This is a genomic window from Alteromonas sp. BMJM2, assembly GCF_027257845.1.
In the GTDB taxonomy this organism is placed as follows: Bacteria; Pseudomonadota; Gammaproteobacteria; order Enterobacterales; family Alteromonadaceae; genus Alteromonas.
Map to the genome: position 1 here is coordinate 1 of NZ_JAPVOT010000016.1, position 24,857 is coordinate 24,857.

Here is a 24,857-nt window from a genome sequence, read left to right on the forward strand (position 1 = left end):
GCAAGCATTTGTTCTATAAAATATAAATTAAAATTTCAAACTCAGTACTGCTAGAAATGCGAAGTGCAAGGCGCAAAAGTCACGTAATAGTTGTTCTATTACTTACTTTTGCAACGCAGTAATTCGCGTTTCTAGTGGTGCTGAGCGCCGTTTCTTAAACAGGATTCAGGTTAGTTAAATGCTCACTCGCTTGTAGGGTCGATATTCGGCTTTCCAGAAATTCCTTTCAATGCTTGCACGAAGTGCTTCCTCAGACATTTCTAAGGCCAAGCCTTGCTGCATTGCTACCTTACCAACTTCAAAAGCAATATCTCGACTAAGCTCTGCAATTTGTACCAAGGATGGCAACAGCGAGCCTTCACCAGTGTTGACTAATGGCGACGCTTTAGCGAGGGCGTTACTGGCAGCCATTAACATTTCATCGCTGATTAGTTTCGCTTTTGCAGCCACAACGCCGAGACCAATGCCAGGAAAGATATAAGAGTTATTGCACTGGGCAATAGGGAACACCTTTCCATTGTACTCAACCGGCTTAAATGGGCTTCCGGTGGCAATGATCACCTCTCCATCTGTCCATTCAATCACCTGCTCTGGCCGCGCTTCTACTTGGCGTGAAGGGTTACTCAGCGGAAAGATAATAGGCAATTCGCAGTTTTGCTTCATGGCGCGAATGACTTGTTCAGTGAATAGACCTGGCTGGCCAGACACCCCAATGAGCACATCGGGCTGTGCACAATGCATAACATCAAGAAGCGACGCATAATCGCCACTGAAGGTCCAATCGGCAAGGTCTTCTTGTTTTTGCTGAAGCTTCTCTTGGAAGTCACGTAGCCCTTCCATACCTTCGGTTAAAAGGCCAAAGCGATCGATCATGAATACTTGCTTTCGCGCTTCCTCGTCACTTAACCCTTCAAATACCATTTGCTGAATTAGCATTTCAGCAATACCGCAACCGGCCGAGCCAGAGCCCACAAAAACAACCTTCATCTCACTGAGCTTTTGTTGCTTTGTTCTACAGGCGGCTAATATTGTGCCTAGAGTAACTGCCGCGGTGCCCTGAATATCATCATTGAAACAACAGATTTCATTGCGATAGCGATTCAGTAACGGCATGGCGTTTGGCTGAGCAAAGTCTTCAAACTGAATAAGCACGTCAGGCCAGCGTCGTTTGACTGCTTGTACAAACAAGTCGACAAACTCGTCATACTCTTTTTGCTCAATACGAGGGTGTCGAGCTCCCATGTACATAGGATCGTTAAGCAGCTTTTCATTATTGGTGCCCACATCGAGCATCACCGGCAATGTATAGGCTGGACTAATACCGCCACAGGCGGTATACAGCGACAGTTTTCCAATAGGAATACCCATGCCACCAATACCTTGGTCACCTAAACCTAAGATACGTTCGCCATCCGTCACAACGATGACCTTTACTTTGCGTTTTGTGGCGTTGCGAACAATGTCATCTATCTGGTGACGCTCTTCATAAGACACAAATAAACCACGAGAGCTGCGATAAATATCTGAAAACTGCTCACAGGCATCCCCAACAGTAGGGGTGTAGATGAGCGGCATCATTTCATCAATGTATTTCTGAATGAGGCGATAGAATAAGGTTTCGTTATTATCTTGAATTGCACGCAAGTAAATGTGTTTATTCAATGCCTCGTCGAAGCTGCTGTACTGCATGTAAGCGCGTTCAACCTGCTCTTCTATGCTTTCATACCGCGGCGGCACTAATCCCGTTAGGTTAAATGCAGCTCTTTCTCGGGCAGTAAAGGCACTGCCCTTGTTAAGTAGCGGAGTTTCCAGCAATGAAGGGCCGGAATGTGGGATATAGAGATAGCGCTGTGAATCTTCTGACATGTTTTTTCCGGTTATGGGTTCAGGCAAATGGAGCGCCAAAGCCTGAAAGGACGTGGTTTTACACGTCCTTCCCTTTTTTTAAAATATTTCTTCTGACTCTGGCGTTGTTGTTTCATCCTGCTCGGCTGGGTCGACCACATCGTTGTCACGAACGTATACGGTAGGCTCTGTACCTTGAAGGAAGTATTCGAATAGTGTCGTATGGTCTGTGCGATTGGTCAACTTTCCACTGGTACGATCAATGCGCACACGGACGATATCTTCAGGCACAGGTATCGGAGAATAAGGTTTGTCGGCCAGTGCATATTCCATGAAGCGGATCCAGGCAGGGCCTGCAGCTTTAGCTCCATCCTCTGTTCCAATAAGCGCATTACCAATCCAATTAAACTTCTCAGGGTCTTTATTAATTAAGTTTTGGTTGCGTGTGGCGCGTCCCAGCTGGCGGCTCATATTGTCAAAACCTACCCAAGCGGTGGCCACGATGTCTTTGTGGAAACCGCTGAACCAGGTATCTCTCGAGTCGTTAGTTGTACCGGTTTTACCGGCAATATCCGTGCGCTGCAATATATTTCTAGCTCGCCAGCCGGTTCCTAGCCAGTAGGTTTTCTTGTTCCAATCACCGTTGGCCCTTACGCCTGTTCGCATCATTTCAGCGACGAGGAATGCATTTTGTGCACTGATAACCTGAGGCGCTATGGTTTTTTCTTCAACGTCATTAGTCAAATCTACCGTGCCGGCATCTTCATTAAGCTGAGCAGCAAGCAATGCCTCAATATCATCTTCATCTAAGGGCTGTGACGTTGAAGACTGGTCTTCCTCTTCACAGCGATGGCATGCCCATACCGGGTTTGTCTGCCATAGTTGTTCACCGTTCTCGTCGAGCACTTCACTAATAAAGTGAGGGTTTACCAGATAACCGCCATTGGCAATGACCGACATACCGCGTACCACTTCAAGAGGTGTATGAGAGCTCGAACCTAACGATACGGTTTCATCAAGAGGAATATCCTCCTTGTTAAAACCAAAACGAGTAAGGTAGTTCGCTGTTTCGCGCAATCCTACGCCGCGAAGCAGTCGAACTGACACCACGTTTTTCGATTTACCCAATGCTTTTCGCATACGAATAGGACCATCGTATTCAGCTGGTGAATTTTGTGGCCGCCATGCCACACCAGTAGCAGCATTCCACTGGTTTATCGGAGCATCGTTAATGATAGACGCTAGTGTATAGCCACTGTTGATTGCGGCTGAATAAACAAAAGGCTTAATATTCGAACCCACTTGACGCTTAGCTTGAGTGGCGCGATTAAACTGGCTTTGATAAAAGCTATAGCCGCCCACAACGGCTTCCACAGCACCGTTTTTAGGATTAAGTGCGATAAACGCACCGCTTACTTCGGGAATTTGCGCAATCCGCCACTCATTGTCTTGCTCGCGAATATATATCACCGCTCCTTCGCGCGTTACGTCTGAGGCAGTATCTGGGTCGCGGCCCTGTCTAAAGTCTGTAATGTATTTTCTCGCCCAGTCTAGACCACCCCATCCTATTGTAAGAGTGTCACCATTGACGGTAAGCACCTCAATAGACCGTTCATTTACCACCTTGACCACTGAGGGCACTAACGGCTTTATGTAGGGAATCTCTTCTAAAACTGATATTAACGAGGCATCGTCCCACGTCGCTCGCTGAGTTCGATTACTCACGTCGAAACTCAATGATAATAACGGTATCTTCTCGTCTTTTGACTCTGCTTTAGGTATATCCCACAAATAACCTAATGCCCCTTTATAACCGTGACGTTCGTCATAGTCGTGTAAATTTCTAACCACAGCTCTTTGAGCTGCAAGCTGTAACTCAGATGTGGCCGTCGCATAGACTTGATACCCACCTGTTTCTGCTTCTTCTTTCCCGTAGGTTTCTACCATCTCGGAATAAATAACGTCTGCTAGGTATGGCGCATCGACTTCAATTTCAGCGCCGTGTTTACGGGCAGTGACGGGAGCACTAGCAGCTTCGTCGAACTGCGCTTTGGTAATGTAGTTTTCATCGAGCATTCTCAATAAAACCACCCGTCGCCTTTCAACAGAGCGCTCTGGTCCGCTAATGGGGTTAAGCACTGAGGGCGCCTTGGGAAGACCCGCAATAGTGGCAATTTGCGCTAAAGAAAGCTCGGTAAGTGGCTTTCCGTAATAGACTTGTGACGCGGCGCCAAAACCAAAAGAGCGGTGTCCTAATTCGATTTTGTTTAAATAAAGCTCCAAGATTTCCTGCTTCGAGAGTTCTTGCTCCATATGAAGCGCAATAAAAATTTCCTTCACTTTCCGGATGTATGTTTTTTCCCGAGACAGAAAAAAACCTCTCGCCAACTGCATGGTAAGCGTACTCGCGCCTTGTCGCTTTTCACCGGTTAATACCAAACTGACCGCAGCTCGAACGATACCAATGGGATCAATACCGTGATGATCGTAGAAGCGGCTATCTTCGGTAGCAATAATCGCATCAATTAATTGCTTAGGAACGTCCTCAAGCTTCACAGGTATTCGCCGTTTAACGCCATACTGAGAAATAAGCTTTCCATCTTTCGTATAGATCTGCATTGGAGTTTGCAGACGAACATCCTTAAGAACAGTGACAGTCGGTAAGTCAGGTTTGATATAGAAGTAAATACCAACTAACGCAGCGAAGCCTAGAAGACCTGATAAAAAACTAAAAAGAATGAATGGTTTCATGTACTTCACTATAATAAACACCAAATTTTTTAAGATGAAATGACGTAATTTTTATACGTATGTGTTATCTATATACCGCGTATATGAATAATATTGCGTAATATTGTACTGTAGAGGAACTACCATTGGAACTAGGCACGAAAAAATGAAATCGCTACTGAAAAAAAAGCTGCCGCCCATAGTTGGCTTAGACATTGGCACGCGTCAAATTAAAGCGGTATGGATAGAGAGAGCAAAAGAAGGGTTTATACTACAAGGCTACGCCTGCGAACCCATTAGTAAAATTGCGTTTTCAGAACGCGACATAAAGGATTATGAATCAGTCAGTATTGCACTTAAAAAAATTAGAAAAACATTAAAAACGAAATCTAAGTTAGCCAACGTAGCTGTTGCCGGCACATCAGTGATTAGCAAAGTAGTCTACATGGAACCTGAGCAAAGCGATTTCGAATTAGAGAATCAAATTGAAATAGAAGCAGATAGTCTCATTCCCTATCCCTTAGAAGAAGTTTACTTGGATTTTGAAGAAATGGGTCCAAGTACAACTCACATGGGCAAAGTTAACGTGCTGCTAACAGCTGCGCATAAAGACTTGGTAGAAAGTCGACTTTTACTAACAAGAGAAGCTAACTTTGAACCTAAAATTGTCGATATGGAAAGTTATGCCATCGGCAATGCCATAGGATTTTTTCTCCCTAAAGTAGCTACAGACGAATCAACATGCTGCATTAATGTTGGCGCATCTTTACTTCAAGTATGTGTAGTCAAAAATGGCGAGGTTATCTACACCAAAGAGCACGCCTTTGGACTTAACAATTTGATAAACGACATCAGTGCCATTCATATGATTGAACGTGAAGCTGCTGAAAGACAGCTACTAGACGGTACATTATCGGATAATTGGGTTGAGGACACACTACCCATTTTTGCCGCTAACCTTCAGCAAAGTATTAATCGTGCACTTCAGATGTACATGAATACCTTACACGTTGAGCGCCCTCAGAAAATTTTATTCACCGGAGGTGCTGCAATTATAGAGCCTTTACTTGATATTTTAAATCAAGATTTAGGCCTTGAGGTCGTTCGTTTCAACCCATTTGCAAATATGACGATAAATCCAAAATTAGACGCGGCAAAGCTGCAAAAATTAGCGCCCCAGTTAGTCATTGCGGCTGGACTAGCGAGTAGGAGTTTTACCCCGTGGCACATATAAACCTACTTCCGTGGCGCGAAAAACAGCGCCAGTATCAAAAACAACAGTACCTCGCTGGTTTAGTCGCTGTTGCGGCTATCGTGGGTTTAATATTTTGGTTTGTCGGACAAGCAATTGATCAACAAATAAGTAATCAAAACTCGCGAAATCAATATCTAGAACGTGAAATTTCTGCGCTAGATAAGCAGATTGGCGACATTAAGAAAGTGAAAGAAAATAAAAGTGCTATAGAGCAACGAATGACCCTGATTAAGCAACTCCAAGCGAGTCGCAATGTGTCTCCTATTGCGTTTGATGCGCTAGCGAAATTAGCGCCTTCCGGTGTTGTATTCGACACTATGACTCGCACTGGAAACAGAATAAAAATCGAAGGGACGAGCGACTCTAACAACAGATTATCTGATTTTATGCGCGCGCTTGATAATTCAGAGACTTTTGTCGCTGCAGAGTTGTCCACCATCAAATCTGATAATAACGCATCGCGTGCGGTGAGTAGTTTTACACTGACATTCTCCATCACCCAAAATGTAGCGCCAGTGGCAGATGTAGAAAAAGGGGCCCAATAGCAATGAAATTTGATGTCTCAAAACTAAAAGAACTTAACGAACTCGATTTCGAACAGATTGCCATTTGGCCTAATGAAATACGTATTGTGGTTGCCGCATTTGTAGCTATTGCCATTGGGGCGTTGAGCTATTATCTGTTGATAAACCCTAAGCTACCTATTTTAGATACTGCGAAATTAAAAGAGGACGAATTAAAGCTGCAATTTGAAGCAAAATACCGAATTGCGGCAAACCTAGATGCCTATCAAGCACAGTTAGAACAAATCAAAAAAGATTTTTCCTCCCTACTGAAAAGCTTACCGACCAGTAACGAAACACCAGGACTGCTTGATGATATTACTTATGTAGGAACGTCGGCAGGATTGACTTTTAAACTTCTCAATTGGCAGCAGGAAATCCCAAAGGAGTTTTACACGGAACTACCCATTGAGATGGAAGTCAGCGGGGGCTATCACAATTTCGGGGAATTTGTATCGAAAGTAGCTGACCTTCCGCGCATTGTAACACTTCACGACTTCGAAATTACTCGCGGTGAGGATAGCTTAAGTTTAAGATTACAGGCAAAAACGTATCGCTCTGATAATCCCTCACTTTTAGAGGGAGCAGAAGAATAATGAGATATCTTTTATCTTTATCAATTTTTGTTATTATCTCAGGCTGCGCGCCTGAACTAAACGACTTGCAAGCCTACACTGAAAGCGTAAAGAGCAGAGCACAGCCAAGTGTGGAGCCCTATATCAGGTTTGAAACTCAACCACCTTTTGTATATAGCGCAGGTTCATTACCTAGCCCATTTAAACAGCCAAAAGAGATGCCGGAGGTAGTGTCTCAAACTCGGGTAGAAAATTGTTTACAACCTGACTTTCAGCGCCCCAAACAAGCGCTCGAAAGCTACGGGCTAGATGCGCTTGCACTAACAGGAAGTTTTACTGTTAAGGGCGAAAAATGGGCGCTTATAAAAAGTAACGACGGTGCGCTGCATAAGGTGAAAAAGAAAAGCAGAATTGGGCTTTTTCATGGCAGCGTTTCGCAAATTGACGCAGAATCAATTACCATAGAACAGTTATTGCCAGATGGTGCTGGCTGCTGGCAGAGGAAAACAACAATAATGACTACAGCATCACAGGCGGGAGAGTAAACATGGACGTACAAAATATTATTAATAAGTCTCGAGGGCACCGCAGCCCTAAGTGGTATCAGTTAACAACTGTAAGTGCAGCACTGCTTTCTTCGTTTTTACTGGCCGCCCCCTCAATTGCACAAGAACCGATTTTGGTTGACCCCAAATCTATAAGCGATGCAGCGGCTATTGCGACTACGATCACTGATGTTGATTTTAGCCAAAACTCAAATAACGCGGCAGTTACTTTGATAACGTTTGAAGGTCAAGCTCCGAAGCCGCAGCTTGTTGAATCTCAGGGAAAGGTGTCTGTCACCTTAATGGGTACACAGCTGGGAGAGGAACAACTCATAGAGCTTGATGTCGCTGACTTTGGGACTGTCGTTTCTACCATCGAGACATTTGAAGACGATAAATCTGCGCGCATCGAAGTGAACTACGAGGGTGCAGTTGTTGTTAAAAATTTCATAAAGGGAAATCAACTGCGCATTGAAGTGATGCCAGTGAGCAAAGAGCAACAGGACGTCGTCAACAGCGAAGAGAAATACACTGGCGACCCGATATCTCTCGATTTTCAAGATGTTCCAGTACGTCAGGTTTTACAAATAATTGCTCAGGTTAACGGCTTTAACCTTGTTACAACCGACTCGGTAACAGGCAATGTCACAATAAGCCTTTCTGGTGTACCGTGGGATCAAGCCCTCGATATGATCATGCAAGTTAAAGGTTTAGATAAGCGTTTAGAGGGTAATATTCTGCTTATCGCCCCTGCAGAGGAGCTTTCTGCGAGAGAAACACAAGCTCTTCAGTCGCTCCAGCAAGTGGCTGATTTGGCACCATTACAGACCGTAGATATTGCAATAAACTATGCTAAGGCATCTGAACTAGCTGCAATATTGAAGTCATCAGAAGGGGGCATCCTTTCTGATAGAGGCGGTGTCACAGTTGACGAGCGTACCAACACACTATTGATCAGAGATACGCTAGAATCTATCGATGAAGCGAGAAAGACCATCGAAGTACTCGACATCCCAGTTAAGCAGGTGCTAATTGAAAGTCGCATGGTTACTGTTAGAGACAATGTTGACGAGCAACTTGGCGTTCGCTGGGGCTTTAGTGATAGACAAGATGATAACGGCGTATCAGGTTCTCTCGAAGGCGCAGATACTATCGCTGGTGGAATTGTTCCTAGTATTGACAATAGACTCAATGTGAATTTACCTGCAAGCGGTGCCGCAGGTACTATTGGATTTCAAATCGCCAGTTTAATAGACGGTACAATTCTAGATTTGGAACTTTCAGCACTAGAGTCAGAGAACAAAGGCGAGATAATTGCTAGCCCGCGTATCACAGTTGCCAATCAACACGAAGCGTACATTGAGCAGGGTACTGAGATACCATTTGTGCAAGCTACATCAAGTGGTGCAACTGCGGTAGAATTTAAGAAGGCAGTACTATCGCTTAAAGTAACGCCACATATCACGCCTGATAATAGAATTATTCTCGATTTAGTAGTAACGCAGGATACCCGAGGCGACACGGTATCAACGTCAACGGGTGATGCCGTAGCAATCGATACACAAGAAATTCAGACTCAGGTACTTGTAGAGAATGGTGAAACTATTGTTCTTGGCGGTATCTTCCAGCAGACAAGCAGTGACGGCGTTAATAAAGTTCCGCTGTTCGGCGACCTTCCTGTCCTTGGAGCGCTGTTTAGAAATACAACTAAACTGGAACAAAAGCGAGAGTTGCTCATTTTCGTAACCCCGAAAATCATCACTGAACGACCGTAGCGTTTTTTGGTAACCACTTAAAAAAACGTGCATCTCTTTGCACGTTTTTTTGTTTTAGCCTATTTTTTTATACGAAATTACAGGTATATGCATATTGTTGGTAACAAAACTTGCAACGCCTTGCAGGAAACTGAGATAATCGCCGCCTCGAAATACTAACGAGGTTTAAGGAGTGGTGCTTATTGGACTTTAAATAGGCACGAGTCAATGGGTAGGCTGGTAAGGCAACAGTGCACGCCCCTAACATGATAAAGTTGTGATATAAGCAAATATGGCTGAAAAACGTAATATCTTTTTAGTTGGCCCGATGGGTGCTGGTAAAAGCACTATCGGTAGACATCTAGCAGACGAACTTCACTTGGATTTTTTTGATTCGGATCAGGAAATTGAGCGCCGCACTGGTGCTGACATCGCTTGGATCTTTGACTTGGAAGGTGAAGATGGTTTTAGAGTTCGCGAAGAAAACGTCATCAACGATTTAACCGACAAGCAAGGTATCGTACTTGCCACTGGCGGTGGTTCAATCGTGACTAAAGCAGTACGCAACCGTTTATCTGCCCGCGGAATCGTTGTTTACTTGCAAACTACTATCGACAAACAAGTAGCTCGTACACAACGTGACAAGCGTCGTCCTCTTCTTCAAAACGAAGATCCTGAGAAGGTACTTCGCGACCTCGCTGACTCACGCAATCCTCTTTATGAAGAGGTAGCAGATTACGTAGTTGATACCGACGACCAGTCTGCACGTGCGGTTGCAAACCAAATAATCAGTAAAATCGGTCTTTAAACAGCATAATGTATTAGGAGGTGCTGCGCCAATGTCAACCTTAACTGTGGAACTTGGAGACCGTAGCTATCCAATACAGATAGAAGCAGGCTTGCTGTCTAAGTCTGCTCTTTTTAGCCCTCACATAAACGGGCCTCTCGCTGTTATTGTTACCAACGAGACCGTTGCTCCACTGTATCTCGACAAGGCTAAAGCGGCCTGTGGCGACGTTAACGTAGAAACCATTATTCTGCCAGACGGTGAACAGTATAAAAACCTCGAACAATTCGAGGTTGTGATGACCCGTTTGCTAGAGCTCAATGCTGCTAGAGACACTACCTTGATTGCATTAGGTGGTGGAGTCATTGGCGATCTTACTGGCTTTGTAGCAGCAACCTATCAGCGCGGTATCCCTTTTATTCAGGTTCCTACTACATTACTTTCCCAAGTTGATTCATCAGTGGGTGGAAAGACTGCAGTCAATCATCCACTTGGTAAAAACATGATTGGTGCGTTTTACCAACCTGTTTTTGTGGCAATCGATACACTCTCATTATCTACCCTACCTAAGCGTGAGTTTGCAGCGGGAATGGCAGAGGTAGTGAAGTATGGCATTATCTACGATGCTCCCTTCTTTGCGTGGCTTGAATCTGTAGTGGAGCCGCTGAAAGCTCTCGACAACAATGTATTAAGCCAAACTATCCATCGCTGCTGTGAAATTAAAGCAGACGTGGTAGCAAAAGATGAGCGAGAAGGTGGACTCAGGGCCATTCTAAATTTAGGTCACACGTTTGGTCACGCTATAGAAGCTGAACAGGGTTACGGTAACTGGTTACATGGTGAGGCCGTAGCAGCTGGTACTATAATTGCTTGTTTAGCTGCACAAGAGCTAGATTGGTTTGAAGCGTCAGAAACTCGTCGTGTCGCTGCGCTATTTAACGCCTTTGACCTTCCCGTTGATGGCCCTAAAAGTATGAGTAAAGCTGATTACCTCAAGCACATGAAGCGAGATAAGAAAGTAGAAGCAGGTAGTATAAGATTTGTGCTTCCTCAAGGTATTGGTAATGCCGTGGTTACTAAAGAAGTGACCGACGATATACTTTCTAAAGTGCTTCCCTAGCCTTAAAAATTCGACGCTGCAAAGAAGTAATTTACTAGTTTGCGGTGTTATTATTTTCTACTTACCGTGCGGTTTACATAGGGGCCAACACATGCAAAATGAACTGCATGAACGTTTGGAGTATTTAGTTAACTATTCGTCGCAGTTGATCTTCGTCAGTGGCGACTCTATTGCTCAGCAACAAAAAACCCTAGAGGCCTTTGTCTTTCAGCAGCATGATGATACTGAAATTGCCTATTTAACTGCCCAAGAAACGATGGATGTATCTGATTATCGTCGCCAACTGTGCCGACAGTTGTTAGGACAAGTTGTGGGCAGCTTTGTCAGACCGCTAAACGAACTACTTGTTGATTTAAATAATCATGAAGGGCCTATTCTCGTTGCAATCACTCAGGCCCACCACCTACCGGATAGTTTTTTACAAGAGTTGTGGGACCTTGTTCTTCAAAGTCGATTTGCCGGTAATAAGCAACATTTAAACGTATTACTGTTTGCCGATAGCCAGTGGGCAGAGCGAGCAAAGCAGTGGCTCCCCGCCAAAAATACTGAGACACCTTTGATTATTAGCAGTCAATCTGTCATCGATGAGCAACCTAACTTTGCATCTGATCTAGATAAAATGATTGCAACACGTCGCGAGGCATTTCAAGCGCATCTTGAAAACCGACAGCAGCAAAACGCTTTGACCTTTTCCAACCCGCTAAAGTCGAGATGGCTATACGTATTGTTACTTTGCGTTTTTGTTAGCACATTTTCAGGTTTAGTCTATTGGCAATACGGCGACGACATTGCTTCTTTGTTCGCGCCAATAGACAACGCAGATATGGCTGATGCTAATCTTTTGGCGCCTGGCTCTGCCTATGATCAGATAGCAGCAGAAGCTAACGACAATGAAATAGTGCTTAATACTGATGGTCTCTATTCTCAATCTGAAGTATCTCTAACCACTGAAGGTTCAATGTCTAGCGCTGAGGGCTCTTTATCTGCCGCTGAGGGCTCTATATCAGCCGCTAAGGGCTCTTCAATCGGTGGGGCTGCCATCGTCAATGGCGCTGACGAAATCAATGATAGTCAGACACCATCTGCTGATGCAGTGAACGGCTACGAGAACACGCAAACCGGTAAGACCGCTCAAAATCAGCCAGAGACCTTAATCACCAGTTGGCAAAATGCCATATCAAAAGATACTGACGATGTATCGAATAAAGACAGTGCCTCACCCCAGACAAAAAACGCTGCCAGTGGTGCAAGCAAAAACACAAGTGCGGTTAATGCGTCTAATATCGACGGTTCACAAGTTAGTCTCGACACTGAACCGCCTGTGACTGACATATCAATCACTGAAGCTAAGTTGGATATAACTGGTAGTACAGAAGCCCCCTTCATTGCTCCCACCGAGTTTGCATTGCAAATGCTAGCAATGAAAAACGAACAGGTACTGAACGACTTTATTAAAGAAAATAACTTGGCCGAGCAAACCCGAGTTTACAAAACACGGCGCTATGGCGGCGATTGGTATGTCGTGCTATATGCCCAAACGTTTGCATCCGCTACGCAGGCTCAGCAAGCCAAACAAGCGCTGCCTGATTACCCAGGCAATGGGTCAGCTTTTGTAAAAAATGGACAACAAATATTGCAGGAAATAGCACTATCTGAAAGTCAGTAAATGGGCACTAGCTGCAGGCTTTTTAGTCGATTTGAAAAAGATATCAAAAGGCCGGCACTTGCCGGTTGTCCGTTTAAACGATGAAAGATACAATTACCGATTAGTGTGGTGATGCCAAGAGGCTCCCTTCCCCAGCAATACGCCTAGAACGGCGACGTTAGGAACAACCACCGTCTTCATTCCGTGTAGGTAGTAACGTTTACGCATGATGCAAAAAAAGAACCGTGCTTTTTTGAAGTGGGCCGGTGGCAAATACAGCTTGGTTGAGCATATTCAGGCCAGATTACCGCAAGCAAATAAGCTTATTGAGCCTTTTGTCGGCGCAGGATCTGTGTTTTTGAATACGCACTACAAACGTTACCTCTTAAACGATATAAACCCAGATTTAATCAATCTGTATAATTTTCTCAAAGCGCAGCCAGACGCCCTCATCAATGATGCTCGTGACTTTTTTAGCACTGCTCGCAACAGTGAACCCATGTATTACGCGTTGCGAGAAGAGTTTAATAAGACAGAAGACGAATACTACCGTGCCATTTTATTTCTCTACTTGAATAGACACGGTTACAATGGGTTGTGTCGCTACAGCTTGCAAGGCAGATTTAACGTGCCATTCGGCCGTTACAAAAAGCCTTACTTTCCAGAGCATGAAATGTTTGTGTTTTCGGAAAAATCTCAAAAAGCGACCTTTACCTGCTTGCCCTTTGAAAAGGTATTTTCCAGAGCAAGGCAGGGTAATGTGATTTATTGTGACCCGCCTTACGCACCGATAAGTAAAACTGCAGCATTTACCAGTTACGCCAGTCATAGTTTTGGCCAAGACGCGCAGGAAAAATTGGCGAAGCTTGCAGCTAAAACCTCGCAAAAAAGAGGGATCCCAGTGCTAGTCTCAAATCACGACCTGCCATTAACCAGAGACTTGTATCAAGGGGCAGATTTCAGCATGTTGTCTGTAAAACGCTCCATCAGTCAAAATGGCGCAAAGCGCAATCCTGTCGATGAAATACTCGCGTTTTTCCCCCCGGTGATGCCGTCAGCGAAAAAGGCGAAGGTAGTGAGAAAAGCAACGAAGACTGCGTTGAATTTATCAGCAGTGCAGAAAAAGTAAAAGCAAGACATCATAGGCTCGACATCATAGAGTTCGACGTTATGGAGAGATTAGGTAGGCGTAAATTGAGCTAAGCTAACCGAAGCAGGGCTAAGTAAATTTTACGAACCTACGTACCATTTAACAAACGTAAACAAGCTCACCACAAACAATATCACCATAACCACACCAATTACCGCATAGGTAATAAATGTACCCTGCGTAAAATCCCGTTCGTAATTTTTGTGGCTTTGTACGCCAAACAAGCTAGCTAAAACGCTGCCAACTATCGCCCATAAGCCAGAGTCGGACTTGTGACTCATTACTGAGCGTCTTTAGGAGACGAAGAAAAGTCTTGGTGAGAATTGTCGCTGTGTAACAGCTCTAATAAATCGAGGAAGTGAAACTGGAATGACGATGATTTACCTGCAACCCACGAGAGCCAGCTGACTTCCTCAACGCCTTCTTGATAACGAGCACATTGATTCATGACATGACTAGCGGGTAGCTTGGGGTTGAACTCTGTCACAGGCTGAAAGTCACAGACAGACGAGCGAGCGTTGGGTGCTGAAACCATTGTCGCACTAGCAAGCGCAACGACACCACACAAGGCAAAAAATGGGAGAACTTTCATCCTGAACACTCCTATCACTCGGTTAAAATTCCATCTTAGTATAATCTAAATAGGTTAATGAACAAGCTAATTATTTTAACCTGCTGTTATCCCACGAATTCATTGAGAAAGCCCAGCGTAATGATGCTGGGCTTTTTATCAATTAACCGAAAAGTCTTTATTAAACAGACTTTTCAAAACACTTATAGTTCGAAGTCCATACCGTAGCTAACAGTGAATTTTACTGCATCGTTGTCGTAAGCATCTGCGCCAGTGTCGTCTAAATCGGTGCCTGTAATCGCAAAGCTAAAACCGTCTTTAGATAGTGAAACACCGTAATCTGCGTAACCATCTGGAACCCCGTTGAACGCTTCAGCGAAGTCGCCTTGATGATAACCAACGTGGAAACCAAGTTCGGCACCGTCTAGCACTGGCATGCCGTAATCTAATGAGACATAGGTTGCTTTACCAAAGCCAAAGTCTTGTCCTTCGCCTTCATCCGCTTCGGTATGCGCAAGTAATGAAACAGTTAAGCTAAGACCGCCCATACCTACTGAGCCATATACCTCTGCAAAATCAAACTCAGCTTCTGAGTCATAGTTGTAGTATAAGTAACCCACATCGTATGAGATACCTTCGTCCAACTCACCTGAGAAACCAAAATAAAGATCGTGCTCGTAGGAATAAATATCGTCGGCGCCGTAGTTTACATTCGACGCCCATGTACCTGCGTAAAAACCGCTTTCGTGCGAGTAGTCAATACCGCCTTGAACAGCTGCATCATTCGTTGTTTGAGTAAGACCACGCCAGATGTAGTTACTTGTAAAGCTTGCGTTCGCAGTAACTTCTGCATATGTAGGCATTGCAGTGAAAAGGCACGCTGTTGATACAGCGGCGGCAAGTAGAGTTCTTTTTGTAGACGTTTTCATGTGTGTTCTCCAGTCAAATTCCAATTTGTTTTAATTAGTTTTTCTGTCTGTATTTTTATATTTGCACTACTTAACGCAAAACTGATGCCCGTTTACGGCATGTGTAAAAAGAAACTTAAAATATTTTTAAATTACTGATTATTATAGCTTTATTTCATAATGAACGGCTTGCGACCAAAATACTCATGCAACTTTAATGAATAAAAATGCACCAGATTAACGCGCACTCCCCAAAACTGGGCAGACTGTGAAGCATTTGAGCACTTAATGAAAAAGGAAGGCGTTTTGATTTATTTGAAGGATATGTAGAGTTCGTAGCAAAGCACGGCGGATTTCGTTAAACTTTCCCATTAACGCATAGTCAATCGTTTTGTATGCATCAATGACTAAGGATAAAAAATGAAACCGTTTTTAATTGCGCCCTCTATTCTTTCCGCAGATTTCGCCAGACTTGGAGCTGACGTAGAAAAAGTGCTCAGCGCGGGCGCGGATGTTGTTCATTTTGACGTTATGGATAATCACTATGTTCCAAACCTTACTTTTGGACCTATGATTTGTGATGCATTAAGAAACTACGGTATTAAGGCGCCTATTGATGTGCATTTGATGGTGAAGCCAGTCGATGATCTGATAGAGAAGTTTGCCCATGCAGGTGCGTCATACATCAGTTTTCATCCCGAAGCATCTGAACACATTGATAGATCTTTGCAGCTTATTATCGACTCAGGATGTAAGCCAGGATTGGTCTTTAATCCAGCGACACCGCTACATTACTTAGATCATGTGATGGATAAACTTCACCACATTCTTATAATGTCGGTTAACCCAGGCTTTGGCGGACAGGCCTTTATCCCATCGACATTGGATAAAGTACGTGCAGTTAAGCAGCGCGTTGCAGAAAGTGGCTACGATATAAGAATAGAAATTGACGGTGGCGTAAAAGTAGATAACATTCGCGACATCGCGGAAGCGGGCGCAGACATGTTCGTAGCTGGCTCCGCCATTTTCTCTCAAGACGATTACACAAAAGTCATCAGCGAAATGCGACAAGAGCTTGCATCGCTGTCTAAAGCATAATTTATTAAACACAATTACAGGTAAAGATAATGAGTAATAAACCCGTTGTATTAAGTGGCTGTCAGCCTTCTGGACAACTCACCCTAGGTAACTATATGGGTGCGCTTAAGCAATGGGTTTCCATGCAAGCTGATTACGACTGTCTTTATATGATTGTCGATTTGCATGCGATTACGGTGCGCCAAGATCCCAAGCAGTTATTTGAAGCCTGCTTAGATGGCCTAGCGCTCTACCTTGCTTGTGGTATCGACCCGCAAAAAAGCACTATCTTTATGCAGTCTCACGTGCCTGAGCATGCGCAGCTATCTTGGGTGCTAAACTGTTACGCTCAAATGGGCGAACTCAACCGAATGACTCAGTTTAAAGATAAGTCTGCCAAAAACGAAAACAATATCAACGTAGGCTTATATAGCTATCCGGTATTGCAGGCTGCAGATATATTGGCCTATCAAGCAGACAAAGTGCCCGTTGGTGAAGATCAGAAACAACATCTAGAGCTAACTCGCGATATCGCTACTCGGGTGAATAATCTTTACGGCGATGTTTTTAAACTACCTGACCCGTATATTCCAGATTTTGGGGCTCGAATCATGAGCTTACAAGAGCCTGAGAAAAAGATGTCTAAGTCGGATACAAACCCGAATAACTTTCTTGGTTTACTTGAAGAGCCTAAAAAGCTGACGAAGAAAATAAAGCGCGCGGTTACCGACTCAGACGAGCAGGCTAATATCTATTTTGACCCTAAGGAGAAGCCGGGCGTATCTAACCTACTTACCTTGCTCTCTTTATCTACAGGAAAATCGATAAAAGAGCTGGAGCCTGAGTACACCGACAAAATGTATGGACACCTCAAAGGTGATGTTGCTGAAGCGGTCGTTTCATTGATTACACCGATTCAAGAAGAATACGCAAAAATCCGTGCCGACAGAGCTTTCCTTAACGAGGTAATGCAAAGTGGTGCCAATAAGGCCTCAGAACGAGCAAGTGTGACATTGAAGAAAGTGTATGATGCGGTGGGTTTCATTCCTAAACCATAGGTTCGCTTTTACCGTAAAGTAACCCACTCACGTGTTTATCATCGTACTTGTTGACCATGATACTTGTTGATTATCAGTAGTTACTGATGATGCTACGTGTTTCATACTCGTTTTTATAAAATACATAGCCATATATCACACAGAGGTATAGCACTCCCGTGTTATTGTTGATTGATAACTTTGATTCTTTTACTCACAACTTAGCTCGGTACTTTCTCGAGTTAGGGATAAACGTAAAAGTAGTGCGAAATAATGCCATTACGCTAGATGACATCGCTCATCTAGCGCCTTCTCAGCTTGTTATATCACCGGGCCCCTGTACACCTAACGAAGCGGGCATTAGTTTACCGGCGATAAAGCGATTTGCAGGAACTATTCCTATTTTAGGTGTGTGCCTAGGACATCAGGCTATAGGTCAAGTTTTTGGTGCTAGCGTGGTTAGAGCACAAGAAATAAAACATGGAAAAGTATCGAAACTACACCATACCGATACGGGCCTTTTAAAGGGACTTCCAAACCCATTTAACGTTACTCGTTATCACTCTTTGGTACTAAAACCCGAAAGCGTTCCCACATGCCTAAATGCTGATGCATGGTGCACCACCGATGACGGTAAAAAAGAAATAATGGCCATCTCTCATCAAGAGTTGCCTGTTTGGGGAGTGCAATATCACCCCGAATCACTCTTAACTGAATACGGTCACGATGTGCTGACAACATTTATTGCCTTATCGCAACAAGTAACGTCTTAAGTAATTGTATCTATTGCCGATAAAACTTTTAGCAAGCTGAGAAACCCTGCTTTTTTGTTTTTACTGAAGTGAACCCCTTACGTAAATTGCAAATCGTTTTGTTTGATTGGGTATATTGCTAAAACCCTTTCTTGACTGAATGCCTAAACAGCAAGTTATTGCGCTACTTTTTAGTGAAAAAAAGCTGACAAAATAATTGAAGTAGGAAAGTGTTATAAAATGTATGACAATACAGCAATATACGAGCTTACCAAGCATCGGAGCCTTCTGCACGTGCCCAAAGAACCTACGGAACAGCCTACTGTTAGCGACTGTTTTGAAAATTTTATCATCTCAACCGACCGTGTGTTTGAGATCCTGGGAAAATCTCCGGTGGGCAGTGTTACCTTTGAGCAATCGGAGCAAGGCGATGCGCGCAGACAACTGCTGCACGTAGAAAAAGTAGCTATTGAAAATAAACGGCTGCGCAAAACGTCTGAAGCTTCTTACATTGAGTCTATTAGTTACCAGCTTCACGACATTATCATTGAAGAAATGTCTGAGTATTTAAAAGATATACCAGCTGTAATGGGTAACCTGCTCAATCTGCCGCACAATATTGGAATGTTGCTAGATGCACTGGCGGTGAGAGCCTGTTCTGTATCAAAGCTTGAACCTATTGTTGCCACCATGTCATGGCTAGTTGACGACCTTACGAGCATTGTAAATACACCTCGTTTTAGACGAAAGGACTCTCGTGGCCGTATAATTATTGTTGAAACACTTCGAACTGCACTCAGTTTTTTGGGTATTGATAATCTAAGACTGCTCATCCCATCGCTCATTGTAAAACGCGCCACGCCACAAATTACCGATCCCTTCCCACTGATTAAACAAAAGCTGTCTAGTTACTCAACGGGTGTAGCGATAACGGCGCAACATATCGCCATCGCGCAGGGAATCAACAAGAGCGATGCCTACATGCTTGGCATGCTAGGCAACTTAGGCCGATGCGCTGTTATTCGACTCTATTTTAGAATGTTCGACAAAGTGCAGTTGCACCTTTTACAAGAATGCCAGAAAGACAAGGAGCACAAGCGCCACGATGCTTTGATTAAAATAGTGCCATCGGCCAACCACCTCATTGCGCTACAGCAAACCTTTGCCGATGCGTTAACTGCAGATGTGTTAGACGAACTGGCATTGAAACGACTGTTTATCACGCCTGCTATGCGGGCAATCGTAGGCTCATCACACGCAGAACCCTCAGTATTAAGCGATACGCTTTCACAAGCGCGATTATATGCTCAAGTTCGAGCGCTGCACCAAAATAAGCTCACCGACGCAAATACGGCAAAATTAGCCTTGTCAGCATTAAAATACCCGCAGGGCATGTTAGCAAAGTTGAAAAACATCGATATTTTCACACTTCCTCTCGTAAAAAGTGATGCCGAAGATTAATTTTTAGTGGATATTCATGCAGCCCGCCAGCACAAGAGATAATCGTTTAAACAAAAATTAGTCACCCATTTTAAGACTCAGCGCCACCGTTGCTGCATGCCTCAGCCTAAAATCAACTACTAAAAATCTCTATTACCAAATGATATTGCTTAGCAGTTAATAGTTATTCACTTTTCTTGCAAATTAAGCCACAGTCCTTGTAAACAAAGGGCTAGAGCATCCCTAAGACAAGACAAATGTTTAAAAAAATGGCATACTATGCTCCAGTATAGTTTTATTTTTTGCGCTTTTTCGTACCATATTTGGTGCAATGCGCTCAATGCAGAGGTAGTGATAATGAAGGTAACTCGCGCGACGTTTGACGATGTAATGGTTCCTAACTATAACCCGGCTCATATGGTACCGGTTCGCGGCGAAGGCTCGCGCGTCTGGGATCAAGAAGGTGCTGAGTACGTCGACTTTGCAGGCGGCATTGCAGTAAATGTTTTAGGTCACTGCCACCCTGAACTTGTTAAAGCCCTCAATGAACAAGGCTCAAAGCTTTGGCATTTAAGCAACGTTTTTACTAACGAGCCATCATTACGCTTAGCGAAAAAGCTGGCTGATGCGACGTTCGCCGATAAGGTATATTTCGCAAACTCCGGTGCAGAAGCTAACGAAGCAGCTCTTAAGCTTGCACGCCGTTGGGCTCTTGATAAACACGGCGAAGATAAAAATCAAATCATCGCGTTTAACAAAGGGTTCCACGGCCGTACATTCTTTACTGTAACCGTAGGTGGACAAGCAGCTTACTCTGATGGTTTTGGACCTAAGCCAGGCGCCGTTGACCACTGTGACTTCAACGATCTTGCCGCTTTTGAAGCCATGATTTCTGACAAAACCTGTGCGGTAATGATGGAACCGCTACAGGGCGAAGGCGGTATCATTACGCCTGACATTGAATTTGTTAAAGGCGTACGCGAGTTGTGTGACAAGCACAATGCACTACTCATTTTAGACGAAGTTCAGTCTGGTGTTGGTCGTACTGGTCATCTGTATGCTTATATGGGTTTAGGCATAACGCCTGACATTTTAACTACCGCCAAATCATTGGGCGGCGGATTCCCAATTGGCGCCATGTTGACGACTACAGACATCGCGGCACATCTCAAGCCTGGAACTCACGGTAGTACATACGGTGGTAACCCGCTGGCCTGTGCAGTAGCAGAAAAAGCGCTAGATATTGTAAACCAACCTGAAGTGCTAGAAGGCGTGCTGAAGAAAGAGGCATTGTTCCGCAAAATTCTTGGCGAAATAAACGATAAATATCACGTTTTCGAAGAAATTCGTGGCCAAGGTATGCTTCTTGGATGCGCACTGAATGAAAAATATCAGGGCCGTGCGAAAGATTTTATGACCGCAGCGACTAAAGAGCACTTAATGTGTCTAGTTGCTGGTATGAATGTCATTCGTTTTGCACCATCACTTGTCATTCCTGACGAGGATATCGTAGAAGGTCTTGCACGTTTCGAGCGCGCAGTTGCCGCTATTGTAAACGCCTAATTACCTCTACCAGAGTAGTGAATATGAATATCATTCGCCCTATTACAAAAGCGGATTACAGTGCGCTTAAGGATATCGCTGTCGAATCGGGCATTGGCTTTACGTCTTTGCCCGTTAACGATGAGCTTTTACAGCGCAAGATAGACCGCGCCGACAGTACGTTTAACAAAACGAATGTGACTGAACCAGGCGATGAGTCTTATTTATTTGTTATGGAAGATACTGCAACCGGCGAAGTCGTTGGCACGACTGGCATTGAAGCCGCAGTAGGTATAGATGATGCTTTTTATCATTATCACTTGAGCAAAGTGGTGCACGCTTCTCGTGAGTTGAATATTCACAACACCGTGGACATTCTTACTTTCTGTAACGACTACACTGGCGTGACAGAAATCTGCACACTGTTTTTGCGTGAGCAGGCAAGAGGCGGCATAAATGGTCGATTCTTATCGAAAGTTCGCTTTTTGTTCATGATGGAACATCGCGAACGCTTTTCTGAAACCGTCATCGCAGAAATGCGCGGTGTCAGTGATGAACAAGGCCGCTCTCCATTTTGGGAGTGGTTAGAAACACACTTTTTCTCAATGGACTTTCCGACTGCTGACTACCTCACAGGAATTGGTAATAAGGTGTTTATTGCCGAGCTTATGCCGAAATACCCTATTTACGTGAACTTGCTCAGTCAGGCCGCACAAGATGTCATTGGAAAGGTTCATGAAAAAACACGCCCTGCTCTTCAACTTCTTGAAGAGGAAGGTTTTTCGTGCAGGGGCTATGTGGATATTTTCGATGCAGGTCCTACGGTAGAAGCAAATCTCAGCCATATTCGAACCGCCCAGTCTAGCCTTAAGTTACCTGTTGTTATTGACGACATGGCCGCTGCTCAAGGGCAAACGCACTACATCATCAACACATCTATCAGCGAGTTTCGCGCAGTTGCCGCAGAGATGACCGTAAGTGAAGAGCAACGTGTTGCGGTGCTTTCTCGTCAAGCTGCTGCTGCCTTAAATGTTAATGAAGGCGACTCGGTGCGCTTTGCGCCCGTTACGTTTCGCGACTAATAAAGGACATCCCTATGCTACACACACATTATATCAACGGTGAGTGGATTGCCGGAGAAGGTCACGACCTTGCCTCAATTGATCCAGCTAAAAACAAAGTAATTTGGGAAGGGAAATCTGCTACTGCATCACAGATAGATACGGCGATTAAATCAGCCAGAGCAGCCCTTGTTGAATGGAGCTTAAAAACCGTAGAACAACGTCTAGACATCATCAAAGCCTACGGCAGAAAGCTTGAAGAAGCGAAAGAACACCTCGCTAAAGTAATGGCGAAAGAAACGGGCAAGCCAGAGTGGGAAACGGCCACCGAAGTTGGCGCCATGATGGGTAAAATTGGCATTTCTGAAAAAGCATTCTTTGAGCGTACCGGCGATGTGGAAAACCCTATGCCGGTGGGTAAGGCGTTTATACGTCATAAGCCTCACGGTGTCGTCGCCGTATTCGGGCCTTACAACTTCCCAGGCCACTTACCAAATGGTCACATTGTGCCTGCACTTATTGCGGGAAACACCGTCGTGTTTAAGCCAAGCGACCTTACCCCTATGGTAGCGCAAGAAATGGTGAAACTGTGGGATGCTGCAGGCTTACCTAAAGGCGTGTTAAACCTTGTACAAGGTGAAGTGGAAACCGGTAAAGCACTTGCCGCTCATAACGATATTGACGGGTTATTTTTTACCGGTAGTTCACGCACCGGTCGAGTGCTACACGAACAGTTTGCAGGTCATCCTGGCAAAATTCTTGCCCTTGAAATGGGTGGTAACAACCCTCTCATCGTTAGAGATGTCAGTGACATAGATGCCGCGACTCATGACATCGTGCAATCGGCTTTCATTACATCTGGACAACGCTGCACCTGTGCACGTCGCTTATTTTTGCCAGCAAACGCGCAAGGTGATGCAATCCTCGAGCGCTTAATTGCCATGACTAAGAATATCAAAGTGGGCGATTATGATGCACAAGAGCAACCCTTTATGGGCGCGATGATTTCAAGCAAAGCGGCAGCTTCTATGGTTGCAGCGCAAAGCGAGCTTGAAGCATTAGGCGGTAAAGTGCTCGTTCGATTAGAACAACCAGACTCGCAAAAAGGGTTTGCCACGCCGGGTATTATCGACGTAACTGACATGCTTGACGCACTGCCTGATGAAGAGCATTTCGGCCCGCTATTGAAAGTGATTCGATACACCGATTTTGACGATGCCATTGCAGAAGCCAACAATACGAGCTTCGGTTTATCAGCAGGTTTACTCGGTGATAGCGAAGAAGACTATCGCTATTTCTTTGCACGCATTCGTGCAGGGATTGTTAACTGGAATAGACCGATTACCGGCGCAACCAGTGCTGCTCCATTCGGTGGAATTGGCGATAGCGGTAACCATCGTGCCAGTGCGTTTTATGCCGCTGACTATTGCGCCTACCCAGTGGCATCAGTCGAGCTCGATAAAGTTACGCTACCGGGCAAATTAAGCCCTGGCTTATCACTATAAAAATGCAAGGACCCTACTTAAATGCATAGTAATATCGATACTTTATTTGCCAATATGTGGGAAGACTACGTAAAGATAACGCCGTCTGCGCACAAGATTCATACTCTGCTTGCCGGTGAAGAAAACAATAGCAATATTGTTAACGACCACGTTGCGTTTAGAACCTTTGCGTTAGATAAGACACGACTTGATAAGTTAGCAGCTCACTTCCTAGCACTGGGCTATGAAGCAAAAGGCGACTACGACTTTGAAGCGAAAAAGCTAACGGCTAAACACTTTGAGCACCCAGACGATACCAAGCCTAAAGTGTTTATTAGCGAACTTCGCGTTGATGAACTGTCTGGCGACGTTCAAGCAATTATTAAAAAGCTAGTGGCACAAATGCCAAGTGATATTACTGATGCAGACAATTTCCTGTACTCGGGTAAGCACTGGGATGTGAGTAAAGCCGAATACGATACGCTCATCAATGAATCTGAATACGCTGCTTGGATGGCTGCGTGGGGCTTCAGAGCGAATCATTTCACGGTAAGTGTTAACCATTTGAGTCGCACTAATGAACTGAGTGATGTAAACACCCTTCTTAAAGAAGCAGGGTTTGTTTTAAATACATCCGGCGGCGAAATAAAAGGTGGCGCTGAGGTTTTCCTAGCCCAGTCATCGACAATGGCCGACCGTAGCGACGTTTCATTTAGCGAAGAAACGCTGTCTATTCCAAGCTGCTTTTATGAATTTGCTCAGCGCTACGACATGCCAAACGGCGAGCGCTATCAGGGTTTTGTTGCAGCCTCTGCAGACAAGATTTTTGAAAGTACTAACGCAAAGTAAGACGACTGTTTAGCCCTCTTTACTGCGTGTTTTGATGGCGCTTTTAGTCTTAATACGGTGAAGCCGTACTATAGAAAACGCGATAAAAAAAAGTCTTGGCGTCACAACATGTGACGCTGGGCTTTTTTATTGAGCCTGAGTTATTAATGCCTTTATTTACGATTCTC

General features: G+C 44.4%; 22 protein-coding genes. 17 read left to right on the plus strand and 5 right to left on the minus strand.

What is annotated here, in order from left to right; translation table 11 throughout:
- Positions 1–174: 174 nt before the first annotated feature.
- Positions 175–1,866, minus strand: a complete 1,692-nt coding sequence (locus tag O9X84_RS15035; protein ID WP_032095195.1) for an NAD-dependent malic enzyme — start codon at positions 1,864–1,866, stop codon at positions 175–177.
- Positions 1,867–1,944: 78 nt separating this feature from the next.
- Complete coding sequence (locus tag O9X84_RS15040; protein WP_269520523.1) at positions 1,945–4,605, minus strand: penicillin-binding protein 1A; 2,661 nt, start codon at positions 4,603–4,605, stop codon at positions 1,945–1,947.
- A gap of 136 nt (positions 4,606–4,741) precedes the next feature.
- On the opposite strand from O9X84_RS15040, the gene pilM reads away from it, so the two are divergent.
- From pilM to O9X84_RS15085, 9 genes are all read left to right on the plus strand, one after another.
- A complete protein-coding gene (pilM, locus tag O9X84_RS15045; protein WP_269520524.1) occupies positions 4,742–5,809 on the plus strand; it encodes a type IV pilus assembly protein PilM in 1,068 nt (355 codons plus the stop codon).
- Positions 5,797–6,375 carry a PilN domain-containing protein gene (locus O9X84_RS15050; RefSeq protein ID WP_269520525.1) on the plus strand — a complete coding sequence of 193 codons (579 nt, stop codon included), beginning with the start codon at positions 5,797–5,799 and terminating at the stop codon, positions 6,373–6,375. Before pilM ends, O9X84_RS15050 begins: the two co-directional genes overlap by 13 nt.
- 2 nt (positions 6,376–6,377) lie before the next feature.
- Positions 6,378–6,989: a type 4a pilus biogenesis protein PilO gene (locus tag O9X84_RS15055; protein ID WP_269520526.1), complete on the plus strand. Its 612-nt coding sequence runs from the start codon at positions 6,378–6,380 to the stop codon at positions 6,987–6,989.
- Complete coding sequence (locus tag O9X84_RS15060) at positions 6,989–7,513, plus strand: pilus assembly protein PilP (protein WP_269520527.1); 525 nt, start codon at positions 6,989–6,991, stop codon at positions 7,511–7,513. Before O9X84_RS15055 ends, O9X84_RS15060 begins: the two co-directional genes overlap by 1 nt.
- A gap of 2 nt (positions 7,514–7,515) precedes the next feature.
- Entirely contained in the window at positions 7,516–9,288 is a 1,773-nt protein-coding gene (locus O9X84_RS15065) for a type IV pilus secretin PilQ (RefSeq protein WP_269520528.1), read from the plus strand.
- Positions 9,289–9,559: 271 nt separating this feature from the next.
- Positions 9,560–10,075, plus strand: a complete 516-nt coding sequence (gene aroK / locus O9X84_RS15070; RefSeq protein ID WP_269520529.1) for a shikimate kinase AroK — start codon at positions 9,560–9,562, stop codon at positions 10,073–10,075.
- Positions 10,076–10,106: 31 nt separating this feature from the next.
- A complete protein-coding gene (gene aroB / locus O9X84_RS15075; protein WP_269520530.1) occupies positions 10,107–11,174 on the plus strand; it encodes a 3-dehydroquinate synthase in 1,068 nt (355 codons plus the stop codon).
- Positions 11,175–11,265: 91 nt separating this feature from the next.
- Positions 11,266–12,840, plus strand: a complete 1,575-nt coding sequence (locus O9X84_RS15080; RefSeq protein ID WP_269520531.1) for an SPOR domain-containing protein — start codon at positions 11,266–11,268, stop codon at positions 12,838–12,840.
- Positions 12,841–13,045: 205 nt separating this feature from the next.
- Positions 13,046–13,948 carry a Dam family site-specific DNA-(adenine-N6)-methyltransferase gene (locus O9X84_RS15085; protein ID WP_269520532.1) on the plus strand — a complete coding sequence of 301 codons (903 nt, stop codon included), beginning with the start codon at positions 13,046–13,048 and terminating at the stop codon, positions 13,946–13,948.
- Between the two features lie 101 nt (positions 13,949–14,049).
- Here the strand turns inward: O9X84_RS15085 and O9X84_RS15090 are convergent, their stop codons facing one another.
- From O9X84_RS15090 to O9X84_RS15100, 3 genes are all read right to left on the minus strand, one after another.
- Positions 14,050–14,250 (minus strand): DUF2970 domain-containing protein, encoded by a 201-nt coding sequence (locus O9X84_RS15090; protein ID WP_269520533.1) that lies wholly within the window; start codon positions 14,248–14,250, stop codon positions 14,050–14,052.
- Positions 14,250–14,561 carry a hypothetical protein gene (locus O9X84_RS15095; RefSeq protein ID WP_032095184.1) on the minus strand — a complete coding sequence of 104 codons (312 nt, stop codon included), beginning with the start codon at positions 14,559–14,561 and terminating at the stop codon, positions 14,250–14,252. The genes O9X84_RS15090 and O9X84_RS15095 overlap by 1 nt, the downstream gene beginning before the upstream one ends.
- Positions 14,562–14,743: 182 nt before the next feature.
- A complete protein-coding gene (locus O9X84_RS15100; RefSeq protein ID WP_269520534.1) occupies positions 14,744–15,469 on the minus strand; it encodes a TorF family putative porin in 726 nt (241 codons plus the stop codon).
- A 399-nt stretch (positions 15,470–15,868) separates the two neighbouring features.
- Between O9X84_RS15100 and rpe the strand changes: the two genes are divergently transcribed.
- From rpe to O9X84_RS15140, 8 genes are all read left to right on the plus strand, one after another.
- Positions 15,869–16,546, plus strand: a complete 678-nt coding sequence (gene rpe, locus O9X84_RS15105; RefSeq protein WP_269520535.1) for a ribulose-phosphate 3-epimerase — start codon at positions 15,869–15,871, stop codon at positions 16,544–16,546.
- 29 nt (positions 16,547–16,575) lie between these two features.
- Positions 16,576–17,583: a tryptophan--tRNA ligase gene (gene trpS / locus O9X84_RS15110; protein WP_032095181.1), complete on the plus strand. Its 1,008-nt coding sequence runs from the start codon at positions 16,576–16,578 to the stop codon at positions 17,581–17,583.
- Positions 17,584–17,741: 158 nt separating this feature from the next.
- A complete protein-coding gene (locus tag O9X84_RS15115) occupies positions 17,742–18,335 on the plus strand; it encodes an anthranilate synthase component II (RefSeq protein ID WP_269520536.1) in 594 nt (197 codons plus the stop codon).
- 273 nt (positions 18,336–18,608) lie between these two features.
- Positions 18,609–19,775: an HDOD domain-containing protein gene (locus O9X84_RS15120; protein WP_269520537.1), complete on the plus strand. Its 1,167-nt coding sequence runs from the start codon at positions 18,609–18,611 to the stop codon at positions 19,773–19,775.
- A gap of 336 nt (positions 19,776–20,111) precedes the next feature.
- The gene (locus O9X84_RS15125; protein ID WP_269520538.1) at positions 20,112–21,317 is read left to right on the plus strand and encodes an aspartate aminotransferase family protein; all 1,206 of its coding nucleotides are present in this window, start codon (positions 20,112–20,114) and stop codon (positions 21,315–21,317) included.
- A 23-nt stretch (positions 21,318–21,340) separates the two neighbouring features.
- Positions 21,341–22,378 carry an arginine N-succinyltransferase gene (gene astA / locus O9X84_RS15130; RefSeq protein ID WP_269520539.1) on the plus strand — a complete coding sequence of 346 codons (1,038 nt, stop codon included), beginning with the start codon at positions 21,341–21,343 and terminating at the stop codon, positions 22,376–22,378.
- Positions 22,379–22,392: 14 nt separating this feature from the next.
- A complete protein-coding gene (gene astD / locus O9X84_RS15135; protein ID WP_269520540.1) occupies positions 22,393–23,862 on the plus strand; it encodes a succinylglutamate-semialdehyde dehydrogenase in 1,470 nt (489 codons plus the stop codon).
- Positions 23,863–23,883: 21 nt separating this feature from the next.
- Complete coding sequence (locus tag O9X84_RS15140; RefSeq protein ID WP_269520541.1) at positions 23,884–24,690, plus strand: DUF1338 domain-containing protein; 807 nt, start codon at positions 23,884–23,886, stop codon at positions 24,688–24,690.
- The last annotated feature ends 167 nt before the right edge of the window (positions 24,691–24,857 follow it).

Coding starts and splice junctions, on each gene's coding strand:
- O9X84_RS15035 (WP_032095195.1), bottom strand. CDS start 1,866: ATGTCAGAAGATTCACAGCGCTATCTCTATATCCCACATTCCGGCCCT.
- pilM (WP_269520524.1), top strand. CDS start 4,742: ATGAAATCGCTACTGAAAAAAAAGCTGCCGCCCATAGTTGGCTTAGAC.
- O9X84_RS15055 (WP_269520526.1), top strand. CDS start 6,378: ATGAAATTTGATGTCTCAAAACTAAAAGAACTTAACGAACTCGATTTC.
- O9X84_RS15060 (WP_269520527.1), top strand. CDS start 6,989: ATGAGATATCTTTTATCTTTATCAATTTTTGTTATTATCTCAGGCTGC.
- O9X84_RS15065 (WP_269520528.1), top strand. CDS start 7,516: ATGGACGTACAAAATATTATTAATAAGTCTCGAGGGCACCGCAGCCCT.
- aroK (WP_269520529.1), top strand. CDS start 9,560: ATGGCTGAAAAACGTAATATCTTTTTAGTTGGCCCGATGGGTGCTGGT.
- aroB (WP_269520530.1), top strand. CDS start 10,107: ATGTCAACCTTAACTGTGGAACTTGGAGACCGTAGCTATCCAATACAG.
- O9X84_RS15080 (WP_269520531.1), top strand. CDS start 11,266: ATGCAAAATGAACTGCATGAACGTTTGGAGTATTTAGTTAACTATTCG.
- O9X84_RS15085 (WP_269520532.1), top strand. CDS start 13,046: ATGATGCAAAAAAAGAACCGTGCTTTTTTGAAGTGGGCCGGTGGCAAA.
- O9X84_RS15090 (WP_269520533.1), bottom strand. CDS start 14,250: ATGAGTCACAAGTCCGACTCTGGCTTATGGGCGATAGTTGGCAGCGTT.
- O9X84_RS15095 (WP_032095184.1), bottom strand. CDS start 14,561: ATGAAAGTTCTCCCATTTTTTGCCTTGTGTGGTGTCGTTGCGCTTGCT.
- O9X84_RS15100 (WP_269520534.1), bottom strand. CDS start 15,469: ATGAAAACGTCTACAAAAAGAACTCTACTTGCCGCCGCTGTATCAACA.
- rpe (WP_269520535.1), top strand. CDS start 15,869: ATGAAACCGTTTTTAATTGCGCCCTCTATTCTTTCCGCAGATTTCGCC.
- trpS (WP_032095181.1), top strand. CDS start 16,576: ATGAGTAATAAACCCGTTGTATTAAGTGGCTGTCAGCCTTCTGGACAA.
- O9X84_RS15125 (WP_269520538.1), top strand. CDS start 20,112: ATGAAGGTAACTCGCGCGACGTTTGACGATGTAATGGTTCCTAACTAT.
- astA (WP_269520539.1), top strand. CDS start 21,341: ATGAATATCATTCGCCCTATTACAAAAGCGGATTACAGTGCGCTTAAG.
- astD (WP_269520540.1), top strand. CDS start 22,393: ATGCTACACACACATTATATCAACGGTGAGTGGATTGCCGGAGAAGGT.
- O9X84_RS15140 (WP_269520541.1), top strand. CDS start 23,884: ATGCATAGTAATATCGATACTTTATTTGCCAATATGTGGGAAGACTAC.